Origin of the sequence: Mycobacterium cookii (genome assembly GCF_010727945.1) — a bacterium.
In the GTDB taxonomy this organism is placed as follows: Bacteria; Actinomycetota; Actinomycetes; order Mycobacteriales; family Mycobacteriaceae; genus Mycobacterium; species Mycobacterium cookii.
Genome location: NZ_AP022569.1, coordinates 3947291 through 3974132, shown reverse-complemented (window position 1 = coordinate 3974132; position 26842 = coordinate 3947291). Strand labels below are relative to the sequence as shown.

General features: G+C 63.3%; 15 protein-coding genes and 1 tRNA gene. 3 read left to right on the top strand and 13 right to left on the bottom strand.

From position 1 onward, the window contains the following. Window positions 1-40: 40 nt before the first annotated feature. From G6N27_RS18640 to dcd, 5 genes are all read right to left on the bottom strand, one after another. Window positions 41-1360 carry a UDP-glucose dehydrogenase family protein gene (locus tag G6N27_RS18640; RefSeq protein ID WP_163778820.1) on the bottom strand — a complete coding sequence of 440 codons (1320 nt, stop codon included), beginning with the start codon at window positions 1358-1360 and terminating at the stop codon, window positions 41-43. A gap of 115 nt (window positions 1361-1475) precedes the next feature. Beyond that, entirely contained in the window at window positions 1476-3017 is a 1542-nt protein-coding gene (locus G6N27_RS18635; protein WP_456320141.1) for a DUF7159 family protein, read from the bottom strand. Window positions 3018-3181: 164 nt separating this feature from the next. Next, window positions 3182-4633, bottom strand: coding sequence for a DUF7159 family protein (locus G6N27_RS18630; RefSeq protein ID WP_372513055.1), 1452 nt, complete (start codon window positions 4631-4633; stop codon window positions 3182-3184). Between the two features lie 220 nt (window positions 4634-4853). Further along, the gene (locus G6N27_RS18625; RefSeq protein ID WP_163778817.1) at window positions 4854-6761 is read right to left on the bottom strand and encodes a DUF7159 family protein; all 1908 of its coding nucleotides are present in this window, start codon (window positions 6759-6761) and stop codon (window positions 4854-4856) included. A 112-nt stretch (window positions 6762-6873) separates the two neighbouring features. Then, window positions 6874-7446: a dCTP deaminase gene (dcd, locus tag G6N27_RS18620; protein ID WP_163778813.1), complete on the bottom strand. Its 573-nt coding sequence runs from the start codon at window positions 7444-7446 to the stop codon at window positions 6874-6876. A gap of 68 nt (window positions 7447-7514) precedes the next feature. On the opposite strand from dcd, the gene G6N27_RS18615 reads away from it, so the two are divergent. Continuing rightward, window positions 7515-7588 (top strand) — tRNA-Gly (locus G6N27_RS18615). 371 nt (window positions 7589-7959) lie between these two features. Here G6N27_RS18615 and G6N27_RS18610 read toward each other — a convergent pair. After that, a complete protein-coding gene (locus tag G6N27_RS18610; protein WP_163778811.1) occupies window positions 7960-8130 on the bottom strand; it encodes a hypothetical protein in 171 nt (56 codons plus the stop codon). 729 nt (window positions 8131-8859) lie between these two features. On the opposite strand from G6N27_RS18610, the gene G6N27_RS18605 reads away from it, so the two are divergent. Further along, window positions 8860-12855: a hypothetical protein gene (locus G6N27_RS18605; protein ID WP_163778809.1), complete on the top strand. Its 3996-nt coding sequence runs from the start codon at window positions 8860-8862 to the stop codon at window positions 12853-12855. Then, entirely contained in the window at window positions 12848-14227 is a 1380-nt protein-coding gene (locus tag G6N27_RS18600; RefSeq protein WP_163778807.1) for an esterase/lipase family protein, read from the top strand. The genes G6N27_RS18605 and G6N27_RS18600 overlap by 8 nt, the downstream gene beginning before the upstream one ends. Window positions 14228-14504: 277 nt before the next feature. On the opposite strand, the gene G6N27_RS18595 is transcribed toward G6N27_RS18600, so the two are convergent. From G6N27_RS18595 to brxL, 7 genes are all read right to left on the bottom strand, one after another. After that, window positions 14505-15920, bottom strand: coding sequence for a tyrosine-type recombinase/integrase (locus G6N27_RS18595; protein WP_163778806.1), 1416 nt, complete (start codon window positions 15918-15920; stop codon window positions 14505-14507). A 718-nt stretch (window positions 15921-16638) separates the two neighbouring features. Next, window positions 16639-16938 carry a hypothetical protein gene (locus G6N27_RS18590; protein ID WP_163778804.1) on the bottom strand — a complete coding sequence of 100 codons (300 nt, stop codon included), beginning with the start codon at window positions 16936-16938 and terminating at the stop codon, window positions 16639-16641. Next, window positions 16935-17540, bottom strand: a complete 606-nt coding sequence (locus G6N27_RS18585) for a hypothetical protein (RefSeq protein WP_163778802.1) — start codon at window positions 17538-17540, stop codon at window positions 16935-16937. The genes G6N27_RS18590 and G6N27_RS18585 overlap by 4 nt, the downstream gene beginning before the upstream one ends. A 393-nt stretch (window positions 17541-17933) precedes the next feature. Further along, on the bottom strand, window positions 17934-19193 hold the full coding sequence (locus G6N27_RS18580) for an AAA family ATPase (protein WP_163778799.1): 1260 nt from the start codon (window positions 19191-19193) through the stop codon (window positions 17934-17936). A 68-nt stretch (window positions 19194-19261) separates the two neighbouring features. Beyond that, complete coding sequence (locus G6N27_RS18575; RefSeq protein ID WP_163778797.1) at window positions 19262-20326, bottom strand: bifunctional DNA primase/polymerase; 1065 nt, start codon at window positions 20324-20326, stop codon at window positions 19262-19264. A 1399-nt stretch (window positions 20327-21725) separates the two neighbouring features. Then, complete coding sequence (locus tag G6N27_RS18570) at window positions 21726-24536, bottom strand: DUF262 domain-containing protein (protein WP_163778794.1); 2811 nt, start codon at window positions 24534-24536, stop codon at window positions 21726-21728. A gap of 176 nt (window positions 24537-24712) precedes the next feature. Next, window positions 24713-26839, bottom strand: a complete 2127-nt coding sequence (gene brxL, locus G6N27_RS18565) for a BREX system Lon protease-like protein BrxL (RefSeq protein ID WP_163778791.1) — start codon at window positions 26837-26839, stop codon at window positions 24713-24715. Between the last annotated feature and the right edge of the window lie 3 nt (window positions 26840-26842).

Below are 26842 nucleotides of genomic sequence, written 5' to 3'. Positions count from 1 at the left end.
GCGGTGGCCGAGATCCCAGCCAGAGTGTCCGGTTACCCGGTCACGCGACGCGGCGCCCCAGGCAGTGCACCCGCCAGCCGGCCTGCTGCCAGCGCCGCACGTCCAGGCAGTTGCGGCCGTCGACGACGACGCGCGCCCGCACCCGATCGGCAAGCACGTCGGGATCGAGTTCGACGAACTCCGGCCACTCGGTGAGCACCAGAACCGCGTCGGCGCGGTCACACGCTTCCTCTACCGACACCGCGTAGTTCAGCGTGGGGAACAGCCGCTGGGCGTTCTCCAGCGCTTTGGGGTCATAAACGTTGACCGCCGCGCCGTTGAGTTGCAACTGGCCGGCGACGTTGAGCGCCGGTGAGTCGCGGACGTCGTCGGATTCGGGCTTGAATGCGGCGCCGAGCACCGCGATGTTGGCGCCCAGCAGCGATCCGCCGCAGGCACCGGTCGCGATCTCGACCATCTTGGTGCGGCGGCGCATGTTGATGTTGTCGACTTCCCGCAGGAAGGTCAGCGCCTGGTCAGCCCCCAGCTCGCCGGCGCGCGCCATGAAAGCGCGGATGTCTTTCGGCAGGCAGCCACCGCCAAAACCCAGGCCGGCGTTGAGGAATCGACGCCCGATCCGTGGGTCGTGGCCGAGCGCGTCGGCCAACAGCGCGACGTCGGCGCCGGCGGCTTCGCACACCTCGGAGATCGCGTTGATGAACGAGATCTTGGTCGCCAGAAAGGCGTTCGCCGAGACCTTGACCAGCTCCGCGGTCTGCAGGTCGGTCACCAGGAACGGAACGCCGGCGTCGAGCATCGGCGCGTAGAGTTCGCGGATCGCGGCCTCAGCACGCGTCGACCCGTCCTGTACGCCGAGCACGATCCGGTCGGGCCGCAGCGTGTCCCGTACCGCGAATCCCTCCCGCAGAAACTCGGGGTTCCAAGCGATTTCGACGTCGACACCTGCGGCCTCGCGAGCCCGCTGAACGAGTTCGGCGGCGGTCCCGACCGGAACCGTCGATTTGCCGATAATCACCGAGGGCCGAGTCAATCGCGTTGCGAGCGAGTCGATTACAGCGTGGACATGACTGAGGTCGGCACCGTACTCGCCCCGCTTCTGCGGAGTGCCGACGCCGAGAAAGTGCACGTCGGCGAATTCAGCGGCCAGGTCATAGTCGGTGGTGAACCGCAAGCGCCCGGCTGCGATGTTGTCTTGCAACATCTTTCGCAGCCCAGGCTCATAGAAGGGCACGTCACCGCCAGCCAGCTTGGCGACCTTACCAGGATCGATGTCGACGCCGACAACCTCGTGCCCCAGTTCGGCCATCCCCGCAGCGTGGGTAGCACCCAGATAACCCGTTCCGAAAACGGAGCACCTCATACACCCGTGTGTAGGGCGCTGCAATGATCTGACGGCATCGCTCTCCTGAGCGATGGGCAAACGTCAGGTGACGGTTTGCAGTCGACGGCTAAAAGCCCAGGCCGGGAGCGCCCGGTCAGTGGCCGAAGCCGAAGCCGCCGTGGCCAAACCCGCCACCGCCGAAGCCACCGTGGCCACCGCCGAAGCCGCCGCCACCGCTGCCGTGGCCGCCGCCACCGCCCGGACCGGGGAAGCCGCCGCCGGGGTTACCACCACCGCCGGGAGCCCAGGGCCCGCTGGGCGGCCCGAATCGGGGGCCGCCGAAGATCCCCGGTATCGGGATCGGCACCGGGACAGGGGCAACAACCGGAGGCGGCGGCGCAGCAGGCGGCGGAGCCACCGGCTCGGGCGCGACCGGCGCCGGTGCCGCGGGTGCAGGCGCGGGAGCTGGGGCCGCCTGCACGGGTGCGGGAGCCGGTGCCGCGGGTGCTGGAGCCGGGGCCTCGGGAGCAGGTTCGGGCGCCGGCGCCTCGGGAGCCGGAGCCGGCGCAGCGGGTGCAGGTGGTGACGCCGGGGCCGGGGCTGCGGGCGCGGCAGGTGCCGGCTTGGGAGCCACCGCCTGTTGTCCCGGTTGCGGCCGTACCGCGGCGGTCGGACGCATGCTGACCGCCAGGGCGACCAGCAACGCCGCGGCACCCACCACGAAGATCGCCGCGACCGCGCTGGCCACCAGGACAAGCGGCCTGCGGCCGCCGTCAGATGGACTGTCGGCGACGCCGGTGTAACCGGTGTACGTACCGGTCTCGAAATCCGCCTGCTCGCCGGCGAATGCGGTGTAGGCGTCGACGTCGTCGTCGGCCACCGCGCTGTAGGCCAAGGCCTGTTCGCCTGAGGCGTTGTCGACAGCGACGTCGAAGTAGCCCGGCGCGACCGCGTAAGGGTTGATGAAGCCGGTCCCAGGATCCTGTGCGTAAGCCAGGGCCTCGGTGGACGAGGAGAACAGCGGCGCGTTGGCCGAAGCCAGGGCCGCGCCACGGGCCAGCGCGGTCTCCGGCTCTTCGGGCGCGCTGACGATCATCCCGGTCACGGCCTCGAGCTGCGATTTGAGCGGGGTGATGTCGACGCCCGAACCGACCAGGAACAGGCCGTCGGGTCGCGTGCCCAGCGAGTCGGCGCCGGACGCCAACGCGGCCAGTTCGGCGAGCGAGTTACCGCCCGGCGTCAGCGGTTGGCGCTGCACCTCGGTGATCGACCCGTCGGCGGTGTTGACCACCGCCAGCGTCGCGGTCTCGGGCTCGACGAACAGCAGACCGGTCTGCGAATACCCGACCGAGCTGCCTACCACTTGGGCCAGCGCCGCCGCCGCCAGGAACGACGACACCAGCATCACGTTCTCGACCTTGCGTGCCGCCAACGCGTCACGCAGCGCCGCGGCGTCGACCGGATCGGTCCAAGTGACGCCCGTCGAGCGTAATTGATAACCGCTCTCGGCGGCGCCTTCTTGGGTGCCCAGGATCGCCGATACGACTTGGTCGGCCGCATTGATCGTGGGGGCGTCGGCCGCCACGCTGACGTCGAAGCCTTCTTCGTCGACGGTGGCGCCATCGGCGTTTTCACCCTCGACGAGAACCATGCGGACCGCGTTGGGTGCCATTGACACCCCAAGGACGGTGTCCACTTCTCCTCCAAGCTGTTCGCCCGCTCACCGGGTCAAAAGGATTGCCGGGGTTCCTCAGGTTCTGGCAGAAGCGGCGCGGATCATTGTCCGTTTGGTTGCCACTTCGACTTTACCGACGGCGGAACCGAGCGGCCATGGGCTGACGGCACAATCCCCATGGTCATTTAGTGGCCGTGGCCGCCACCGTGACCCCAGCCGCCGCCGCCGTGACCCCAGCCGCCACCGCCGCCGTGGCCCCAGCCGGGTCCGCCACCATGTCCCCAGGGACCGCCCTCGCCGCCGCGGTCGCCGCCCCACGGGCCCGGGGCGGGTGGGCCGAACAACGGAGGTAGGCCGGGTATCGGAATCGGTATGGGCGCGGGCACGGGCGCCGGGCCGGGAACGAAGGCAGGGGCCGGCGCCGGGCGCGGAACGAACACCGGTGCCGGCGCTGGGGCCGGATGGAACGCGGGGGCCGGCGCCGGGGCCTGCACAGGCACGGGTGGGGCCGCCACCTGCGCCTTGGGCAGCGGGGCCGGTACCGGATGAGCCGGGGCGACCACGTTGTGGCTGAGGCTGGGCCGCGAGCTCGCCGACGGCCGGATACTGAACGCCAACGAAATCACCAGGGCCATCACACCGGTCACGAAGATGATCAGCACGCTCATCGCCGCCAAAAACGGTGTGCGACTGACGTGTTCGTGCTCCATCGCGTTGAAGTCGGGGTACATGCCGGTGGTGAAGTCGTTGTCCTCGCCGGCGAAGGCGTCGGCGCCCATTTGGGTGTACACCGCGGCAGAGTCGTCGGCGACGGCGCTGTAGGCCAACGCGTCTTCGCGCGGCTCAGCGGCGACGGCCTCGGCGACCGCGAGGTATCCCGGCTCGTGGACGTGCGGGCTGACCGCACCGGTACCCGGGTCGAGCGCGTAGGCCTGCGCGGCCGTCGACGAGGCGAACAGCGGCGCGTGTGCCGACGCGAGTGCCGCGCCACGGGCCAGCGCCATCTCGGGCTGCTCGGGCACGCTCAGCGGAAGCGAAGTAGCGCCCTCCAGCGCCGGCTTGATCAGCGGAATGTCGACACCTGAGCCGATGACCAGGACTCCGTCAGGCTCGTCGTCGAGCCGCTCGGCGGCGGAGACCAGGTCGAGCAGCTTGGAGACGGCCTGGTCGTCGTCGTCAGGCAGAACCTCGCGGTGGACTTCGGTGATCGACCCGTCGTTGGTGTCGACCAAGGCCAGCGTCGCGGTTTCGGGCTCGACATACAGCAGCGCGGCACGGGCGTACCCCGTCGCGGCGCCCATCGACTGGGCCAACGCCGCCGCGGCGAGAAACGTCGAGACAAGCATCACGTTCTCGACCTTGCGGGCCGCCAACGCGTCGCGCAGTTCGGCCGCATCGCGCGGGTTGCTCCACGTCACACCCGTGGACAGCAGGTCGTAGCCGGCCTCACTGGCACCTTCGCGGGTGCCGAGAATTGCCGCGACCACCTGATCCGGAGCGCGCATGGTTGCCGGGTCTTCGCTGTCGGCGACGACGAAATTGTCCTCATCGACGGTCGCGCCGTCGGCGCCTTCTCCCTCAACCAGCACGATGCGAACCGTCGTGGGTGCCATCGACACCCCAAGTACGGTATCCACCAGTCCTCCAACATGTTTTGCCAGCTATCTGCGGTCGTGTCAGAGAAGCGCACCTCTGAGGTGGCTGAACACGAAAATCAAGCGCCGCACTCGTGCGCGGCGTTCAGGCCCGCAGAATTAGCTGTGCTCGGTGAAGTCCCGGCCGGGAGCATTGGTCGATGCCCCCCGGCTGACCCTTCGCAAGCCGATTTTACCGCGTCGCGAGCAATGCCGCTGCGGACTAGTGGTGTCCGCCGCCGCTGTGGCCGCCGCCGCCGAAGCCGCCACTGTGGCCGCCGCCACCAAATCCACCACCACCGAAGCCGCCTCCGCCGAACCCGCCTCCGCCGAACCCGTGGCCACCGCCGAAGCCGCCGCCCGGGCCGTCACCGATGCCGCCGCCCGGGCCGCCACCGAAGCCGCCCAGACCAGGGATGCCGCCGAAGCCGCCGCCGGGCATACCGCCAAAGCCCGGGTTGCCGCCGAAACCGCCACCGGCGGGCGGACCACCGATTCCTGGGCTACCTGCAGGCGGTCCACCGATTCCGGGGATACCGCCAAAGCCGCCCGAGCCCGGATGCCCGCCGAAACCGCCCTCTGGCGGGCCACCGAATCCCGGACCGCGAACGGTGTCCGGCGGTCCTCCCGGCGGCTCGAAGCCCGGCAATCCGGGAAGATGCATTGGCGGCTCGGGCACGACAGGGACGGGGCCCTGCGGTGCCGGCAGGTGCACCGGCGGCTGATGAGGATGGCTCACCGGGGGCTGCTGCGGCGACGGGAGCCATATCGGCGGCTGCGGCGACGGGACATGCACCGGCGCAGGGCTCGGCACGTGCAACGGAGCGATGTGAATTGGCGGGCTGGCCGGAATCGGGAGCGGGACGATGACCGGCGCTGGGGCCGGGATCGGCGCGGGCGGCGCAGCGGCCAGAACCGGCGCGGGCGCCGGAGCCGGAATCGGTGCGCGCACCGGCGGAGCCACCACCGCGGGTGCTGGAATCGAATGAGCTTGCGGCACAGGCGCGCTCACCGGCGCCGGCGCGGGGGCAGGCGCAGGGCGCGCTGGCTCGATGAGGCTTTGCAGCGGGCGGGGCAGAAGGGCGACACTCGGCCGAACACCCAGTGCCAGTGCGACTTCCAGCGACAGCGCAGCGGCCACCACGACGACGGCCAGCATGCTCCCCAGGAGCACGAGCGGTCTGCGCTCGGAGCCGCCGTCGAAGAGTTCGTCGTGCGGGAAGCCCGCCGCGGCGGTGGGGGCCTCAGCTTCCTCGTCCGACATGGCGTCCATCGAGGCGGTGTGGACGTCGGCTTCTTCATCTGGCACGGCGCTGTAGGCAAGGTCATCTTCACCCAGTTCGGTGCCGAACGGAACATCAGGCACTGCAAGGTATCCCGGGGCGACGGCATACGGATCGATCGCACCGGTGCCGGGGTCTTGCGCGTACGCCAACGCCGCCGTCGACGAGGCGAACAGCGGCGCGCTGGCCGATGCCAGCGCCGCGCCCCACGCCAACGCGGTCTCCGGCTCTTCGGCCGCTGTCACGGGAAGCAGCGTCACCGTTTCCAGTTGCGGCTTGATCGCGGCGACATCCACCCCGGAGCCGACGATGAACACGCTTTGCGGGCGCGTCTCCAGCGCTTCCAGACCGGCCACCATACCGGCCAGCGCGGCGATCGTGTCGGTGCCCGAGACCGACTCTTTGTGGACATCGGTGATGGAACCGTCGGCGGAGTCGACGATGGCCAGCGTCGCGGTATCTGGCTCCAGGAAAAGTAAGGCGGTGTGTGCGTCACCGACGGTGCTGCCGACCATCTGGGTGAGGGCGGCCGCGGCCATGAACGCCGATACCAGCATGACGTTTTCGACCTTGCGGGTGGCCAGCGCCGAATGCAGTGCGGCGGCGTCCACCGGGTCGGTCCAGGTGACGCCGGTCGATCCGAGCGCGTGACCGGCTTCGGTGGCGCCCTCTCGGGTGCCCAGGATTGCCGAGATCACCTGATCGGCAGCGCTGAGCGTTGCCGCTTCATCGTCGGTGGCGATGTCGAAGGTGGTGTCCTCGATGGTGACGCCGTCGGCGTTCTCACCTTCGACCAGCAACATCCGGACTGCTGTCGGCGCCATTGACACTCCGAGCACGATATCCATGGCGGCCTCCAAGAACCTGCGCAGCGCGCCACGGGTTTAGGCGGAGGGGACACCGCGTCCGGCGCTACAGATAAATATTCACTGTGGAAGCTGTGCGCTGAGACAGGCTAACTTAAGTGGACCTTATGAAATTTTGATACGACCGTGATGGAGTCGGTCCGCGCTGGCCCTGATATTTCGAGCCGACCGACGCGCTGCCGTACGGATGTTCGGCCGGGCTGGTCAGGCGCAGGATGCACAGCTGACCGATTTTCATACCCGGCCACAGCGTGATCGGCAGGTTGGCGACGTTGGACAGCTCCAGGGTGATGTGACCGCTGAACCCGGGATCGATGAAGCCGGCGGTCGAATGTGTCAGCAGCCCAAGGCGTCCCAGCGACGACTTGCCCTCCAGCCGGCCCGCCAAATCTTCCGGCAGCGTGCACAGCTCCAACGTCGAACCGAGCACGAATTCCCCGGGATGCAGCACGAATGGTTCGCCCTCGGCCGGTTCCACCAGGCTGGTCAGCTCGTCTTGTTGCTGCGCGGGGTCGATGTGCGTGTAGCGGGTGTTGTTGAAGACCCGAAACAAACTGTCGAGACGGACGTCCACGCTGGACGGCTGAACCAGGGCGTCGTCGAACGGGTCGATTCCCAACCGGCCGGCAGCGATTTCGGCCCTGAGGTCGCGATCGGAGAGCAGCACGCGACGAGCGTAGCCGCTCATGTTGGTCGACGGCGCGACGTTGGATGTTAGCCTTCCGGAGCAACATTGCCGATGTAGTTCAATGGCAGAACATCAGCTTCCCAAGCTGAATACGCGGGTTCGATTCCCGTCATCGGCTCCACAAAATCGCTAGTCATCCGGTGTCATTAGCATTGCAAACGAGTCCCTTGTGTCGATTCTGACCGTACCTTGACCGTGACGCAGTGAAGATGCGCATTCACATTCGTTTGCTCCACTCCGAAAGGCCATGTGCGTGTGGGGTGGAACTGGGGGGTGGTGTGTCGATGTGCGGCGTACCGCGGAACCAACACGTGTTCCACGCACCGGCGGCTCGACGGCGGACCGTCCCCGCTATCCCGCACGTCCAATCGGGATGGTCCTGCTAGGAGCGCAGTCGGACTGAGCCATGATTACCGGGTGGACGCCGAGCCTACTGAAGGACTCTTTATCGGCGTAGGCGTCGACCACTACACCAGTCCCGACCTACCGGACTTAGTCGGCTCGGCCGATGAGGTTCAAACGATCGCCGAACTGGTCGGCGACCACTTCGGCGTCCGTATCCTTCGCGATGCCGACGAAGCAGCGGTACAAGGCGCGCTGCGCGACTGCGCAGGCCACTTTTCGGACGACGAGGGCGGCGTCGTACTTATGTGGTCCGGCCACGGCGCCCCGGGTGCCGACTCGACTAGCGTCCGCCTACTGGCCCACGACAGCCGCAACGATTCCAGCGGAGGGATCGACGCCGTTGAAGTCGCCAGCAAAGTCGCCGCCACCGGCGCCCATCAGATCCTTTTCATCGTCGATACCTGCCACGCCGGCAATGCAGTCGACTCGGTGGTGCGGCTCTACAACCATTTCCGCGTCAATCCCCCGGCGGGGCAGTGGTGCTGGTTCGGGCTGCTGGCGGCCTGCGGCCCCGAGAAAGTACGTCAGCATGTGCTGGGGCCCGCGCTGGAACGCCTACTGCGAGACGGCCCACGACCCGACGGCGCACACGCACAAGACATTCGACGGCGCTGGTCAACGCATCATCGAATGATTCGCGGTGACGATCTCTGGGACGCGCTGATCAAGCAGTGGGACCGCACAGCCGCAACCACCGAACCGAAATTTGCCCAGACCGGCGATGCACGGCCGTTCATACGCAACCCGCTGTGGTCGGCGACCACGGGTCCGCTTTCCGTGGCTGAAGTGCTCACCGGTATGCCGACGGTATCGCCGTTCTTCGGCCGACACGTCGAGGTCGCAACAGTGTCCAGCTGGCAGGATCAACACCAACACGGCGTATACGTCATCACAGGCGCCGCAGGCAGCGGCAAGTCGGCCCTGCTGCACCATGCTCTGTCCCTGAACACCGGTGGCGAAAGCGTCGCCGCAGAGACGGCGGCGGCCGTGATCATCGACGTCGGGGGCCTGACCACCGAAGCGATCGCAGCGACCATCGACCGCGTCCTGGTGGCGCGTAGCCTCTTGGAGGAAACGGCTGCGTCGCGCAACTCGTTCGAGCTATGCGGCGGGCTCCAGCGCCGGCGAGACGCAGGCGCGCCGGTGCCGGTGATCGCCCTCGACGGATTGACCGAGGCGACCGACCCCAGCCACGTCATCGAAGCGTTTGTGACACCTTTGAGTACAGTGACCGCGGTCATCGTCACGACCCGACCGACCGCAGTCAACGTGCCCCGGCAGCGGCGTGCATCCCAGCCCCCACAATGGGCGGCCGCGGGCGAAGCCGCGGACCTCGTCCCGATCGCCGCCCTGCTCGCCGGGCCTGACCGCGTCCTCGATCTCGAGAGCCCCCAGAATCAGGCATCGGGGTGGCGCGCCATCGACGAGATGCTCGACGATCAGCTCAGTCCCGCCGCGCCAGACCACGACCCGGCCGGCGCAATCACAGCGCTGCGCCAAGCACCTCGCGGCGAGGGCCCGCCACCGTTCGTGCTGGCCAAACTCCTGATCGATTACGCGCGTGAACCATGGGCGAGCGCAGAGCCGACGCGCGATGGTATCGGTGGCGCACTGGGTGCCGCCTTGGACCAGCTGGTCGCTCGCGCGTATGACGAGTCGAAGCTACCCGCCGCAGTGGATTTTCTGAACGTGTTGCCATACGGGCTCGGTGCGGGGCTACCAGAGGGTGAGTGGTTGGCGATCGCCAACGCAACCCGCGCACCGGACAGGCAGGAACTTAAACGCGATGATCTGGCCGACGTGCTCGCCCCGCTGGGCGCCTACATCGTGGAGGACTCCGAATCAGAGCAGGCGGTGTACCGCTTCGCTCACACGTTGATCGCGCAGCACTTCGCCGTGCGCGCATCCGCCCGCGACGAGAACATGGCCCTTCGGATCGCCACTGCGCTGGTCGGCGAATCCGACGTACCTGACTCCCCGCCGACCTCCACGCGCAGCCCTCATCTAGACCGCTACCTCTGGAGATACGTAGCCCGCGCCGGCAGGCGCGGGCTGGAGCTGCTACGCGAAAAGCGGTCACTGTCGAAAGATTTCGCTGCAGCGGCACTAGCTGTCTCCATCGACGCCGCCGAGCGCGGTGACATCAGCGGCGCACTATCCCTCGCCGAGCAGGCCACCTCTACTGCCGAGCGCCTCACCGGACCCGATCGTGAACAGCAGGCAGCTCCGGCGCTGGCACACCTAGCCACCCTCTACAAAACCACCGGCCAGATCACCAGAGCCGTCCAGACCGGACGCCGCGCCGTTGCGGCCTACAACCAGCTCGTACGTCAGCGACCAGAAGTCGTAACCGACCTCGCGGCCGCGGCACACAATCTGGCGGGTGCACTGATGGATGCCCAGGACAGGGAAGCCTCCTCCGTCGCCGCACAAGCCGTGGAACTAGAGGAGCAATTCCTTCAGATCGGCGGCGACAACCGCTACCGCCTCGGTGTCGCCCGCAACGTTCTAGCACTGGCCTTGAGCTTGGAAGGACGCCTCGACGAGGCCGTGCAGGCCAGCCGCGGCGCCGTCGAAGCAATTCAACTTTCCGTCAATGCCACAGGGACACAACGTGATCGAGCCGCCCTGGCGCAAGCCCTGCAGAACCTCGGCAGTCACCTCGCCGACCGAGGCGACGTCGTCGAGGCCTTGACCGTCACCGAACAAGCCCGCGGCATCATGTACGAACTCGTGACCATCGACGACATGTGGCGGCCCGCTATGCTGGAGACACTCAGCGATCTCGGTGCGCGATACAGCCAAGTCGGACAAGGCGACCGCGCACTCACCACCACAGCAGAAGCAGTGAGCGGCTACCAGGCTATGACGTCGCTCACTGCCGCCGAGACTGTAAATTACGCTGGGGCACTGACGAATTACGCAAATATGCTGCTCGCATCGGGACGGGCGGAAGCGGCGATGAGTCCCGCCCGCGCAGCTGTTGACATGATGCGCAACGTCGCCGATCGCGAAGAGGCTATGCGGCCCGCCCTCGCGCTGATGTTGGACAACTACGCCAACACGCTGACAGTGACCGGCCACCACAGCGAGGCATTGCAGGCCAGCGAGCAGGCACTGAGCTATTACCGCGCCGCGCGGGACGACAATCCCAGCCTCGACAATGACGTGGCCCGGGTGCTGTCGAACTACTGCCAGCGTCTGGCGGCGGCCGGTCGGTTCCCCGGGGCGGCAGCGGCCGGCGCCGAGGCGATCAACCTGTACGAACAGTTATCGACGGGCAACCCCCGCAACGACGTGTACGCGGCCACCACCCGTGCTTTCACTGCGATCTACACCGTGCGGGCCGGAAATGCGCGGGCGGGCATGCTGTTGGCAGCTCAAGCCACCCGTCAGGGCGAGCAGCTACTGGCAGGGCAGTTGATGTCGCGCGAGGAGCTCGCGACGATCTATATAAGCGCCACCAAAGCAGCCGAGCCTAATCCCGCACAGGCCATCCGCTACGCGGAGCGCGTCGTGCAACTAATTCGCGAGGACGGCCTGGACCGCACACCGCAGTATGCCACCGGGCTGCGCAACCTCGCCGCCCTACACGGGATGGCCGGCCGTATAGAATCCGGCCTGGCCGCCATCGCCGACGCCGTCGCGCTTTGGACTCAGCTGCTCGACGTCGACAGCTCGCACCGCGACGGCCTCGCCTCGGCGTTGGGCATTCAGGCGCGTCTCCAGCTGGAGTATCGCCAGCCGGCGAATGCTCGCGATACTGCGATTGCCGCGATTGAACACTATCGGCTTATTCCCGAGCTAGGCGTCGACGACGTCGACACCTGCGGCAAGGCATTCGCCACACTGGCCATCGCGCTCGACGAACTCGGCGACGACTTCGACCTGCTCGATCAGCACCTTGCCCAATCCCTGGAAAACCTGGACGGACCAAGAAGAGCGCTCTTGCTGTATACCGTCGTCAACGGACTACGTCTTGGACATCCGCGGGCGCCTTCGTGGATCCACACGGCCATAGACGAACTTGGCACCGCCAATCCGATGCTGCTCCTTCACATCCGGCGGCTCACCCGCAAAATCCGCGCCACCGGCCGGGTCCAGTTCGACCTGCTGTGGCAGCGATCCACCGGGACAGACCTGCCAGCATGGACAGCCGTCGATGAACAAAAGATCGAATGGGCGATGCGGTGGGTTTCAACCCCGGACTACGCGACCGCCGAAGCCTTCCTGCGACAAAACAATCACCTGCTCGGCGACGACTACGACAGCGCCATCGATGAAGCCGTTCTCGTCGTCGATCCTGCACGCGCGTCAGCGCTGCGGGATATCCGCGACCGACTCCGCTTCAATCCATTTATCAAGCCAGAAGCTATTGATGGAGGCATCGAGCGCGCCAAGCTCGACGCCGCCTACAGAAAGAACATCGCGGAGAGGAACACCTACGATCTCGCAGAACGGTTCCTCGAAGCCGACCTGAACCAGCGCATCGCCTTGCTCAGCCAGTACGCCGAGGAACTACGCGGCGACACTGTGGTTCGACACCTCCGTGCGCGCGCCGACAGTCCGCGCGCGGCGGCAGCAGTCAACCTCATCGAGCTGAGCCGCATCCCGCTGCACACCGAGGTCGCCGCGGCCGCGCCCGATGCTAATCAGACGGAATCACTGCTTGCGCACATCGCCGAAAACCACGACATCAAAGTGCTCCGCCGAGCGGCCGCCGTTCTGATGAGCTACGCCATTGAAGCCGCTAAACCCGAACTCACCGTGCCCGTCTCGTTCTACATGGGCGTGACCCTGCTGGACCCTGAGATCGACCCAAAGGCCGCTTCGCACGGGCGAGAGCTCATCGCGGCGGCCGCGGAAGCCACGCCGACGCGGGTAGCCGATTGGCTACGGCTATGTGAACGTCTGGCGCAAGCCAAACCCGAATTCAGCCAAGCCGCACAGATTCTCGTCGAAACGGGAGGTGAAGATGGCTGACAACGACCTCATCGTGGTGATTCCCGGCATCACCGGAAGCACCTTGCGATTTGATGGCACTGAAATATGGTCCTCGAAGCCAACGACAGTACTCGCGACGCTAGCCACGTTCGGCAAGCATATCCGGAAGCTGAAGCTACCCAACGACATCGGTGACCGGGCCCCCGAGGACGGTGTCGAAGCAGCAGAGCTGATTTCAACCCTGCGTTTCATTCCGGGCCTGTGGACACCTATTCACGGCTACGACAAGCTCGTCGAACGACTTCGAGCCACCCGCGTACGCGCTAGTGCTGGCCTTCAGGAGTTCAACGACCTCAATCCTGTTCTCTTCCCCTATGATTGGCGACTCTCCAACCGCCACAACGCACGACAATTACAGATGTGCGCCGAATCGGCACTCGACCGCTGGCGCGACTGTGCTCCACAAAACCGGGACGCCAAGATCATCTTCGTATGTCACTCCATGGGCGGCTTGATCGCCCGTTGGTACATCAGCAAGGAAGGGGGCGCGCCACACACGCGCAAGATGATCACGCTCGGCACACCCTACCGGGGAGCGATCAAAGCCATGTCTGTCCTGGTGGATGGACCGATGCCAAAATTGGGCCGATTTGGCGAACACCTCCACGAGACCGTGCTTTCTTTCCCATCGGTACACCAGCTGCTACCGAGTTACGCATGCGTCAATCACGGTGACCGAGAACTCGAATACCTTGTGGACCAGACAACCTCGGTGCTGCCAAGCACTCTGTGCCGCGATGCGGCCCGCTTTTATCAAGAGCTTGAAGACGCTGAATCCGAAGATGTCGGCAATCTCGCGCGACGCCACGCTATCGTTGGCGCTAAGCAGCCGACGACCGCGTCCGCCGCTCTCATTGGCGGGCGTTACGTGTTTTCAAATCTTCTTGGTGATAGCGACGTTGCCGGTGATGGCACTGTGTCAGCGGCTTCGGGACCCAAAGGCGTTCCGCTCGATGATAATTCGATTAGACGGATCGCGGACAAACACGGCCATCTGCAGTGCAACAACGCGGCGCTCGATGAGGTCGAGTCCGTTGTGTCATCAGCACCGGTGATTGTCAAAGCCGTTCCTGCCGAGGACTATTCGGTCACAGTGCCGGAGTTACTTTCGGTCGGAGACCCTGTGACGGCGACTATATCGTCACCGGCGGGACGTCGAAGCGTCCTTGTGACGGTGCGCAACGAGCACGGGGCAGTGGTTGAAGAGGTGGAGAAGGTGTTGCGACAAAGCGCAGTCGAATACCGGACCGCTCCACTCGACCCCGGCGCCTACAGTCTGGAGGTACGAGAAGTGGCAGACGTAGCATCAACTACCGGTGTTACCTCCTCGTTCCTGGTCTGGCCCCGGTGAGGGCCTACTTCGCGTTTCAGACCGCGTGAGGATGCACAGAATGAGCAGCGGTCGTCTGCGAGCACGGTCTCGGCCTCTTTGCACCGCGGCTCTCCCACGCAGTCCAAGCACATCGAATCCGCACCTGTGATGTCGAACTCATTGAGGAGCGGGTCAGTGCAGGGCTTCACCATTCCATTCTGGCTGCCATGTCAGCGCGTGGCGCCCTAAGACCGAGCCCTGACTCGTGTCGAGCCATCCAAATAATCGCGCTCGGTGGCAGCGGGCTTTGGCGTAGTCATCGGTGACGAGCCCGGCGGAGCGGCACCACATTCAACGTAGCGGTTGGTGTGCTTATGGCTTCGAGGGCCGCCATGGTCTCCGAGTGATCGTCATCGAACAAGTGCGTGTAGACCGCCAGCGTCGTCGTCACCTTTGCGTGGCCCATGAACCGGCTCAGTTGCAGCGGCGGAATTCCCGCCGCGACGCACAAGCTCGCGTAAGTATGGCGCAGCGCGTGAAACTTCAATGCTGGCGGCAGCACCGAGTCGTCGCCGCCAATGCGGTTGGCGCGTAACACCGCAGGACGGAAAACGGCTTTGTAGAACGTCTGATGACGAATCGAAGCCGACCAATCCAAGACCAAACGGTCGGCTGCCTGTTCGACCGGCAGCGCAGCCAGCGCCTCGCTCGCGGTCGAGACCATACGGTTGCCGTAGGCGTCGGTAGCCCGCTTGCCGGTCGGTTTGGCCGGTCGCAGACTCACCGCGCAGAACAGCGGCGCGGTCGGCTCGTCGCGACGCGGGTGGTCGGCCAGGTACTCGCGAAGCAATTCGGTCGTCGCCGTCATCAACGGCACCCGGCGACGGCTGCCCTTGGTCTTCGGCGTGTCGTAGACCAGCGCGCCGTCGACTGTAATCATGGTTCGCTCGACGTGCAGCAGACCGGGCTTGGTGAGTGCGCTCGAATTGATCGACCGGTCTGGTAACTCGACATCGCCGACTTGCAAACCCGCCAGCTCGGCGGCGCGCAGACCCGACCACGCGGCCAGGTGGACCATCACGTTGCACGGCCAAGGCGTAGCGTTGACCAGCGCGGCCACCTGATCAGCGGTGAGGAACATGTCGGGATCGTCGACCACGCCGGGTGTCCCACCCGCCGCGCTTCGCTCGCTCGGAAGCTTCACATGATCGGCCGGATTGACCGTGAGCCGGCCATCTGCCACTGCCTGCGACAGTATCTGTCGCACAACGAAATAATGATGTCTTACCGTCGACGCCGACTTGCCCGCCTTGGCGAGGTTGCCTACCCAATCCGCTACGTCGGCGCGCATGATCTCGTTGACCGGACGATCGCCGAAGGTCCTTCTGATCGAAAGGTCGGCTGTGCTGGCACCGTCAGCGTTGCGGCGGGCTCTAATCTTGTCTGACAACAGGTTTACATATTCGGCACGGGTGCGCGGCTTGAGATCGTGACGACTAGCAAGCCATTGTGCTGCAACCACGCCAAAGGTCTCACGGCCACGCTCGCGCAAGCTGGCCGGTGATTGTCCTTGCGCCAATTGTCTTTTCACATTGTCTAGCTTGTCTTCTGCCAGCTCACGAGTGTCGAAGGTCTCGCGGTACTCACGGTCGCGTTCATACCAGACTGCTTGGTATCTCTTGATCGGCTTACCCTTGATGCGGCGCGATGACTCGCGGACCCTAATGTGCATAGGTCAGCCTCCCCTCTTGCCCAGACCCGGCAGCCCACCGCCGACCACCTTGACCGACGTACGCAGCGCCTTCTTGATCGGCAGTCCGCTACCAGGACATGAAAGTCCGCGCTTCGCCTTGTGTGGTCGGAACTTGCCTTCGTTCACGTTTATGAGCTTCAGGCACTCGGGACACATCTTTTGCACAAGTTCTTGCCTTCCCGTGCTGCTTGCTTGGACAGCACTTCCGGCTGACCAATTGCAGCGTAACAGCGAGACAAGCTGAATACGTGGCGAGATCTGGAGCTGCCGAAGCGGCATAGTATGCACACCCACAACGGATTTCGCGTTACGATGCTTGGTTAGTACTCCTAATCTGACCGTCGTTTGACCGTGTGGATGCGAATTTTGCCCGCCCAGTCGCGTACCGACCGGACCAGCGCTTCCGCTCGCCGAGCTAGCATCCGAGCTGCTGCGCGGCGCATTGCGATCCTGCTGTGGCTCCGCGACCTCAAGCGGCACCATCCCGACACCGTGCGACGTCGCCTAACGCAAACATATGAACGCTGGTTCTGAGGCAACTTTTGTGACGCGTCGATCCGGTGGTTTCGGTCCTGCTTTGAAACTCGCTTGCCTTGTCTCAGAACTAGAGTTTTGCAGACCCTGTGTCGGCGCGGCGCCGCGTGCTGGCGATGCGACGCCCAGCGGCTCGATGGTGCGACTCTCGCTTGTGTAGACATCAGTCGCTGTCCAGCACCTTTGCGAGCATGTCTTCGATCTCGCGGATCGCCCGCTCCATGCCAGCTTCGGGGCTGTCAGCCCCTCTGATCATCGCGGCAGCCGCGGTTATGGCAAGTTCGTGGAACACGAGTTCCAGGTCTGGGACATCGGCGGCATTTTCGTGGTTGGTCTCGTAGTTCGGCTCGTCGACGATATCCGTCCGCGGCGCACCGCCAGCCATTTTAAGGTGGTCGAGTATCAGGCGGAGCGCAAAGACTTCGGCGGCCTTCTCTTCGGTGCTTGGGGTGTCTGCGGTCACGATGTTTCTCCTCTTTCTCTTTGTCTTTCTCTTTCTCTTTTTCCGCCGGCGGGATGCCGGTGAATTCTTCTGTGCGGCTGGTAACCGACGATCTCGGCGTCGATTGGCTCGTCACCTGCGGCGGGCAGCTCTCGCGGACGATCCGCCAAAGGTCGTCTGTGGTCTACGTCGGAATCGTCGGGGAAGCCTCGAGATCGTCGAAAATCGGCACGTGAGCCGGATTCAATTACAGCCAAGCCGTCGAATATCTGTTCATAGGGTTTTGGCGGTCCGACTTCCACTTCAACCGCGGTTCTCGCCCCTAGACCCGCCCTGTCGAGGACATCGCGAATCGCAGCCAGCTTTACAGAATCGGCCACGTTATCGTCGGTCGCCATCTTCAGTAGTTCGCAGGCCACCCGATCGGCAGCTTCCTCGATACGCTGTCGCGCTTTGCGTTTCACCTGCGGAGCCTTCGCTCCATGGAAATCGCACACGTTTGTTCCAAGGCGGGCGGCATTCTTGCATCGATCACCGTTTTTCCGATGTGCCGTGCATCGGCGCCCCGGATGGGCGCTGCGTTCCCAGCGGTCGATAGGTGCCGCGCCCGAAAGGTCAGTCATCATTGCTTCCTTCCGCGTCAGCCGGCCCACACCGGCCCGCCGAAACAACAATTCCAAGGCAACAGTTCCTTATAGCACTTCTGCCCTTGGCAGGGTTGCGCCTGCCAGGGCGGATAGCAAAGGGCACCAATTCACAACAATTTCGCTCCGGACTTGTTGCGACAGTCATCGTCAGCCGCCCTTTGGCAGCAACCCCAAAATTGTTGCCACTGTTGTCCTGCATCGTTGTCAGCAACCCGCTAACAACAGTTTCGACATTAATTCCGCGCTGACCTACGCGAACACCGGACTCTCGGGTGCGTAAGTGTTTGCTCGCCGACGCCGACAACCGTGGGCGACCCGCCGCCGGCAGGGTTATCCGCAACCTCTGCGCGCACAGCTCCGCCGTGGTGCTCATGGTGTGGCCCCCGGCAGCGGGTCGGCACCCCAAGTCTGGCGCGATTCCGCCAACGTTGGCGTACCCTGACCCAGAAACCATATCCTTCGGGTCACTTTGCGCCTCTTGGTCGAGTCGCGGGGATCGGTTTCCTCGCGCGCAATCGATTTATCTACGATTAGTCCACACTCCTGCGCCTTAGCCCACATCTCTTTCAGTGTCTTCTTTGGCAGTTTAGTGTCTAGACTCAATGCGTCGAGAATGGCGGTTTGGGTCATATTCGGGTGAAGACTCACATAATGACGAAGATGGATTTGAAGATCTTTGTCGTCATTGAATCGCATTCTCGGTGAAGCCGAGTTGATGTTGTCCGGTTTAGGTAGTGCTTCGGCGACATCCCAAGAGATGTCACCGGTATGACAACCCAAATCGTGATTGAATGGTCCGAGATGCCAATCAACCTTCCATTCCGTTCCGCTCCATTGCCGAGAGCCGAATCCGACTCGCATCGAAAATTCGCCATTAACGACATCGGGCGTTTTATTGTGATGGCGAGTGATCCAACTGTCAGCATTTTCGGCCTGCCCCGCCATCGAGATATTGTCCAGATCGAGAGTCTTCCCTGCCGTCGATCGGTAATGGTCGGTCAGGAGGGAAACGACGTCTTCGCCGCCCGCGCGGACCAGCTTGTGATAAGCGTCGATCACCTGACCGCGTTCATAGAGATTGGCGGCGTTTACTTCGGCGGGATGAAAATTATAAAAGCTTTCCATCAGAACTAAAACGGGCTGGTGGCGGTCCAGCAGCCGCTTGATTTCGTCGCGCAACCGGTCGCTGTCCAGCGGCGCAGCGCCGAACTCAGTGACCAACGGAAACCGCGGATCTTTCGCCACGTCACGGGGATCAACATCGTACGCACGACACATCCGTTGTAAAGTGCGGAAAATGTAGTTCTCACCGCCCTCACCGACGATGTAGAGAACTTTGCCGGGATGGCGAACCGCAAACAACTGGCTGCGGTAGAGATTGATTTTCGTCGCAACGGCCAGCGCGATTGCTATGTTGTCGTGGGTTTTTAGCGATTTCTTGGGACCAGCGTTTGGTCCCCAGGTGTCGCGGCACAGCACTTTGCCCACGAGGAATTCGAGCGACTCAACCGGCTTGGCCCACTCGGTCGGTCCATACTCTCTGAAGATCCGCTGTTCGCCCGAATCATCATGCAGTTCTGAGCCGTTCGTGATCGGATCCGCGGTCGGTCCTGACTTCGCCGCTGCCAATACGCTTCTCGTTCTCGACCTGCTCATGGACTCGTCGTAACCCGTGTCACTCGTTCGGCTTCCCGACATTACCTGCGCCCCCGCAGTTTCCGCCCCGCACCGTGTGTGCGTGCATCTGCGTCTGCCGCACCGTCCTGCGGTCCCCACGCCAGTAAGTCGTCTTCGCTCATGTCTAGGGCTTCGCCCACGGCGTGGCAGATCGAGCGTGCGAAGTCGTCGAGGTCCAGCTCCAACCCACGCTCTGCGTACGCGGCCGCGGCTGCCGCCTCGATCTCGGCGACGGCACGGGAAAACGGGTAGCAGCCCGCACGGGCCTTGTGGGCTGCTATCCACAGCGCACGGTGGAAGGCCGGCCGCGTCTGCCCTCCGTATTTTGCATTGCGCACATCATCAACGGTTCTCGCGAGCGCACCGGGGTGCTCATCGAATGTCCACTCGGACGCTACCGTCGTGATGTCTTCAACGTCGGGGCGCGCGCCCTTCCGCCGTGGCCTGCGGTACAACGCCGCCAGCCATTCGGCCGGCAGTTCTGGCAACGCTTCGCGGGAAGGCAGTTTCCCCGAACTGATCTCGTCTCCGTCTGGACCATAGACCTGGTACGGCATTCCGGTGTGGTGCAGTCCACCAGGAGCCACTACATAGCGGAGGTGCGGCTGTATCAGGTCCACGTCGCCGTAGCCACCGCTTGGTGTCTTCAATGATCCTGCGCCGCGCCAGTCGGGCGGGGTGGCGTAGAAGCCGATGCCCGACCGGCTCTCGCATCCACGTGCGGTAAGGACAACGGTCGGCGGCAGCGGGCCAAGGCGGTCGGAGTGTTCCCCGATGGTGACCGCGCCGCGCTTGCCGTTGTGAGCATCGGTGTCGATTCCGACCACGCCCTGAGGCAGCCGCGCGCCGATGTTGAGGATGCCGCGCTCACCGCCCAACGCCATGCGCCGGATGATCCTGCGCGGCATCGCCTTAATCTCGGCAGAGGTTGCATTGCGCGCGCCATAGCCGTGATAGCCGCGACACCATGCGATCTTGTGGGGTGGTAGGTCGGCGCGGTTGGGGTCAACACGCCCGGTCGGCACGCAGCCGTAACCGTGTTCGAGATTCTTCAAGGCGCGGCTGACGAAGTTGTCGGCCTCCAACCCGTTGTACTCGACCGCGCACTTACCGTCGCCAGTGCGTTCAACGACCGCACCGTACCGGTCGGGCGCGATGCTGCCATTCAGTAGCGGTTCCTCATTCACGCCTTGGCTGCCCTGCCTCGGCTACGCGAAAGAGCCCACCTGACAAGGCTTCTCTCGCTATAGACACACGCGCCCGAAATCAAGAAGCTCTCCAGTGACCTGTCGGCAGTCGCCGATGCAATCGCGAACTTCCTGACCGGGATGCCGAGTGATGTTAGGAATCTCATCGCAGCATCCTTGCCTTTGATAGTCGGTAGTGAAGAATAGTGTTGTAGTTCCTGCTCAAATTCTGACGAAAGCACGGCAGGCGATGACAGGCCGGTTATTTCGGGCATGGGCTGACTTTCTATGACGAGTGTGCCGGCTCAGCCGGCGGAAATGCGGTCAATACACCCATTCTGGAACGGGAATGACATTCGTGTCAACTCAACCAGCGTCACCGCATGTTAGCTGGTAGACCATTGCCCATATTCGACAGTCATCGCTCATCGATACCCCGCTGACCTGGTACGACGCAACAGAACAAACTTAATTCCGTTGCTTTTCCTGAGCTGTTTCTTTTCTTTTAGCGAGCGCTGTCTTTCTTTTTATGTCAACACCTTGGAGAAGATTCCAGATGTGCTGTAACGAAGCCCTTCGCAATCGATATTTCTTGATTTCAGAGATCTGAGGAACATTCGAGCGTTCATCGATCCAGTCTTGTTGCATGTCTGGTAGAACAGCATCAAATTTGGTTTCTGACGGAAAAATCGATTCTGTCGTTTTTCGGTCTAATCGCACCGGCTCGGCCAGTCCGATCCACACCAGGAGCTCGGAGTTGGTCGCTCAGCGGCCCACACAGCCCGCTGCAACTGGCCACGTAATCAACGATACCCGCTGGTACGTCTCCCCGACTCGCTTTGCCCTGTGGGACACAGGATTTCAGGAGAAGCACCCTAGAATGGAAGTTACGGATAGAACAGATTTCGAGGTGAAGGATGATCGCACCCAACACTCAGCACGGGGTCACCTCCAGTGGAGACAGCTGACCGCAATGGCTAAGCGACGCACGTACAAGCGCGACGGGCGGGGCCGGTTTGCGTCGACCGGTAGCACCCGAGTCAAGCGGATCGGCCGCAAGATCAACCGCCGCCGCCCCCGCTACGTGCGGGGAAGCCTCGGCAAGACGGTGCGTGTCGGACGCGTCGGCCCCGGCGGCGAATACGCAGGTGTGCACGTTGGCGCCAAGTTACGTACAAGGCGTCGCGGCGAGTACTACGTGGGAGTTTCAGCAGGCCGCAGAATCGCGACAGCGTTTTCGGCGTACTAGTGGCGTGTCTCCTGTCGTCGGCGTGAAGCTGCCGCAACTGTGCATCCGTCAATTGTTTTCCGACGTCACCACACAAGCTGGAGGTAATGGCTCGCTGAGCGCTGACAGCAGCTCAGCGACCGCGGTTCGCACCTCGCGTGTCATCGCACCGCGCTCATCGAGATCGACTGCGTATTCCCACGGCCAGATTCGTGTCAATTCCAGGCTAGGACGAAGATGGACATCGCGGCGGCCGAGACGGTTGATGAATGCATCGAGCTGCTCGTCATCTTCAGGTCCGGCGTATTGGCGGTTCCGAAGCCAAGGCCACAGGCTCGATCGGAGCTCCTCGCGAGGGTGTGCGCCGATCCGGGCGAAATCGTCGCCGCACCAGCGCTGTATGTATTCGCTGGCCTCCAGGCGACAATGCGGATAGAGCCGTAGGGCGGCGGCGGCGCTACGAAACGCGAGGTGCAGGTTCGGCCGTGCAAACCAGACCGCCCGACGTTCTGACAGGAACTGCACGAGCCTCTCAGCCCTGCCGGTCCGGTACAGAGCCTCGGCTTGGGGTTTCAGTTCGGCCAGCCAAGTGCGCAGGATGAGATTATCGCCGTGTTGCTGCAGACAGAGTCGCTGCGTCGACTTCGTCCCGATCGTCGCATCCAGCATCACCCAGCCGCCGATCTCGGGACGCGCCACGGGCCGCACCGCCCCAATGCCGGTGGCCTCCCGCAGGAGGGCCGTAAGGCGACTTCCGCGCTGATCGTCGTCGTCGGCACGACCGAGCGTGGTGAAGGGCAGCGCGTGAGCGGACCGGTCCTCTGGGGATTCGGCGAGATCTTCTCTGTCTGCGTGACCGATTGTCTGGGCATCGCCGCCATGAGCAGTGGAATCCGGGTCATCCACAACATGAGGCCCGGGAGGTGTTAGCGCTGGCTGACGCTGTTCACGGTTAGCCGCGTACAGCGGTTCGGGCTGAGGTGGAACCGCCGACTCACTTGCAGCGGCCCCTTCGACGCCGCGTGTGAGCATCTCGCTCTCGAGGTCGCTTTCGGGGCTGAGCTGAGGTCCTGGCCATATTTGCGTGATTCGGCTGGTTAGCCAGGTGCCGCGTTCGTTTACAGAGTGTTCGTCGAAGTGCTCCGGATAGTCGTGCACAACGGTTGTGTTGAGTTTGAGTAGGCTGTACTGAACCAGGCTGCGGCGCTTGTCTTTCGGCTCGTCGGGTGCATGCCATGGCAGGTTGGAGAGGCTCGAGTTGAGAGGACCCGTGGTCAGGGTCAGGTTGCCCAGCCTGTGAAGATGCGTACTTCGCCACGCGGTTGGGTCGTTCTGGTTTCCGTCGAGCGGCCAGTGCGATTCCCACGCCTGCGGAATGATGTGCTCAAGTGTGAGCTTGCTCGGGGCAGCGAGCCCTTGCTCGACCTTATTGTCGGCAATACGCAGATGCTCTTCGATTCGCCAGAGCACCATCACCAATCGGTCTTGACGCCGCTGACCATACATGTCCTTGTTGCGCAGGGCCGCGTACAGGTCGTCATCACGCGGCCATCGGTTCGCGGGGGCGGTCTCCGCCGCTAGCCGGCTCTGGAGGACAGCGTCAGCATGGGTTATGTCCTTCTTGATCTCGCCGACCAAAGCGGCCGCCAGCCGGTTGTAATTTTTGGTGGTCCAGCCGCAAAGCATCCTCCGTACGAGGAAACTCTCGAGTATCGCGAAGGCTTGTGCGCGCCGCTCGGCAGAAATCTGATCAGTGCGCAGTAGCAGCAGCGCGATCGGCATCAAGGTCGTGGTGTCGAGCAGTTCTAGCATCTCGACGAACCGCCGGTCAGGACTGCCCGCCTCGGCCGATTGGAATTGTCGTAGGGCGGCCGCGTCGCGTGCGAGGGTGGGTATGAGTTTGGCCATCGGCGGGCAAGTCGCAGGCTGGAGAATCCGCTTGCGGAAAATGTCGAAGAGTTCAGTCGAGGGCACCGGTTCAGCCAGCTCGGCTACGAGCCAGTACTGCAGGAACATATCTCCGTTCTTCGTGAAAAGCCGTCCAGCGCGGCGGTCTTCGCGCCAGTAATCACGGTCGAGCTCCGGTGCCCAATGGGCGTGATAGAGGTGGTCGGTGTCAACTTGTTCGCGAGCCGCCTCTAGAAATACTGCGTTTTTGAGCAGGTCCAACGCGATAAGTGGTGTGCCACGACCGTTGAGCGTCTCAAAGATGACCTGGGGACTGTCGCCATCCTCCAGCCGGATTGAGACCAGCTTCAAGAGGTCGCTGAGGCTCACACGAAGGGCTGCGAATTGCTTGTTCGGGGACAATTCTGCTTCATCACCGCCGTCGTCGGTCACCCACGCTTCAATCTGCCGGCAGAAGAATGCGTAAGCTTCTTGAATTTCGTTGTTCGGGTCGTCCGGCACCTCGTCCGACGTTCCGTGCGATTCCATGACGGTCACGAATGCCGCGCGGTTCGCGTTGGTAGGCCAAACCTTGAAGCGTTCCTCACCCTTAGCCAAAAGAGGATCGTTCGCGGTTAGCCGCCGCAGCAACTTTCCTTCGTCTGGACAGCCACTTACCTCTGCGGTACGAGCAGCCGCAGCCAGCAGCAGCTGCAGGGTTGTCAGGCGCTGCTGTCCGTCGATTACGAGGAACCGCTGCGGGGAACCCGGGGGATTCTCCTCCTGCTGGATGACGATCGCGCCCATAAAATGCACGGGTGACTTCGCGGTCGCGCCCTCGAACACGACGTGATTAGCCACTGTGGCGATGTCGTCCCATAGTGGCGCCCACTGCCGTTCCTCGGTCCAGACGTACGGCCGCTGATACAGCGGAATGACATACCGGACATCCAGCTGGAACAACTGGGTCAAGGTCCTCGTCTCGGCCTGCATTAGCGGAAGAATACCCAGGGCGAACCGATCTCTACCGGCCGCCAGTGGCACGAGCACGCTATTGAGATCGGTCTCCTTGGACAGCAACCTGATGTGCTCGCAGCCAGTCCTGATCGTCTGTGGCGGTGTCACCAACGTTGGGTGCTATTGAATGGTTACGTTGCAGCGCAGGTCCGTCACGACATATCCAGTGATGCTTCGCGGATATAGGTGATTCCGAACGCGACGACCTGCCTAAACTCCTGGCGGCGGGTGCCGACGTCGAACTGGCTGCCGGACCCTTTCTGGAAGATGTCGAGGCCCCTTCCGAGGAGGATCTTCCAGCCATTGTCGGCCCGGATGGATCGATCATGGATCGTCTCGTCCCACCGCACGTTGAATTTGATCCCAACTGAGGCTGCCCCATCTTGAATCTCCTTGAGCATCAATAGGTGCTGCTTCTGGAAGTCGCTGGTGTCTTCCTTAGTCACGAGCGTCACCGAGATCTCGTCGGCTGGGTCCTTCGCGGAAGCTAGTAGGCCAAGTAGGTCAACGAGGTTCCGGCCTTGGTGTGGCAAGCGGATGTAGGGATCAACAATGGTGATCTCGGTTGCGCCGCGGAGGTAAGGGAGCAGAAGGTTTTCGTAGGAGACGCCGCGCTGGTTTTCCTGGAATTCGCGGTGACCCTCGAATAGCAGCGCGAGCTCCGGCGTCGCATCGACGGGCGTAACGGGAGTCTCAGCCTCCTCGCCTTCCGTCGAGTCATCGAGCTCGCTATCCGCTCGCCGCTGCTGGTGGTAGTACCTCGGGTATTCATCCTCTTCGAGCGTTGTGACAGCGTGCCGTTCGCCAGCTTTGTCGAGGTAGCCGAAATTCACATCCGCCATCGTGCTGTCGATGCGAAGAATCTGATCCTTGACGCGCTTGCGGCCCTCGATGGCAAATCGGAGGATCTCCTCTATTTCCTCCTTGGTCGCCTCCCCGTGGGGGTAAAGGATTTTCATCAGGCCGGAGAAGGTCTTGTGGATGCCATCGCGATCACGGGTGGAGATGTCAGAGCCCAGGGTGAAATGCTGCTGGTAGCGGTCGGAGTAATCCGCGTTGCGCATCGACTTGAGAACCTCAGCGATGTAATCGACGACGAATCCGTAACCATCGGAGAACATCTCGCCGCGTATGGTGTCGACTTCCCATCCGGGGATATAGAAGTGCAGTCGGTCGAGGTAGGCCGAGTCGTGGTAGCTCTCGGGCAGCTCGTCGAAAAGGTCCGAGTGCTTGAGCATGTAGGGCACATTGTGCGACGTGTTACCGACGAAGACCATCGAAGCCTCGGCGCCGAGCGTCTCGACACCGCGTGAGAACGATTTGTTCGCCATGTAGTTCTTCATGATGTCGACGAGTGCCTTGTCGGTGCGCTTCTTCTTACCCGCGAACTCGTCGAAAGCGACGACGTCCCAATAGCCGACCAGGCCGATGCGGCCGTTGGAGTTGTTGACGAAAAGCTTTGGGACAGTGACTTCGCCGCCGGAAATGAGCATGCCGTGGGGTGAGAACTCCGAGAAGATGTGTGACTTGCCAGTGCCCTTGGGCCCGAGCTCGACGAGGTTGTAGTTGCGCTCGACGAACGGGATGAGACGTACAAGCTGGATAAGCTTCGCCCGGCGGCCGAACAACGCTGGGTTGAACCCGATCGACTGGATCAGGAGATCCATCCACTCGTCGGTAGTGAACTCACGGCGAGCCTTAACATAGCCTTCGAAGTCGAAGTTCGAGAGCTGGATCGGCTTGATGGAGCCGAGAATCCACGGCACGACTCGCGGATTGTCACCGTGGGAGTACTCGATATCGCAAATGCACCAAACACCGCCGACGAGGAGCTTCTGGTGGGCCGTGATCGTGGCTGGCTCGACGAGAACCTGCTTGATACCCAGGTTGGCGAACTCGGCCTCGTAGACGTCGTCTTTCTCGTTGAGAGTGACGGTGATCTTGTCGATGACCTTGTGGCGCCCTCGCTCGCGAATCGTTGACTTCACCAACTCGGACTGATTCCGGTGCACGTAATGGTCAGCAAGGATCTGCCGGACCGCATCGATACCCGCCTGGATGGTGGCCTCGTCGTCGGAGGCAGCGTACTGACCGAGTAGATACTCCAACACGTAGGTCGGCACAATCGCGTTGCCCTTAACCGCCTTAACCAAGTCCTTGCGTACGACGACGCCTGCGAAATGGTCGTTGATCTTGCGGTCGAGCGCCGAGGGAGCCGGCGGCACATTGGGAGCTGCTTCCTCTATGACCTCCTCGCTGATCTCACTGACTTCGCTCATTAC

Coding starts and splice junctions, on each gene's coding strand:
- brxL (WP_163778791.1), bottom strand. CDS start 26,839: ATGAGCGAAGTCAGTGAGATCAGCGAGGAGGTCATAGAGGAAGCAGCT.
- G6N27_RS18570 (WP_163778794.1), bottom strand. CDS start 24,536: ATGCAGGCCGAGACGAGGACCTTGACCCAGTTGTTCCAGCTGGATGTC.
- G6N27_RS18625 (WP_163778817.1), bottom strand. CDS start 6,761: ATGGATATCGTGCTCGGAGTGTCAATGGCGCCGACAGCAGTCCGGATG.
- G6N27_RS18640 (WP_163778820.1), bottom strand. CDS start 1,360: ATGAGGTGCTCCGTTTTCGGAACGGGTTATCTGGGTGCTACCCACGCT.
- G6N27_RS18585 (WP_163778802.1), bottom strand. CDS start 17,540: ATGACTGACCTTTCGGGCGCGGCACCTATCGACCGCTGGGAACGCAGC.
- G6N27_RS18600 (WP_163778807.1), top strand. CDS start 12,848: ATGGCTGACAACGACCTCATCGTGGTGATTCCCGGCATCACCGGAAGC.
- G6N27_RS18595 (WP_163778806.1), bottom strand. CDS start 15,920: ATGCACATTAGGGTCCGCGAGTCATCGCGCCGCATCAAGGGTAAGCCG.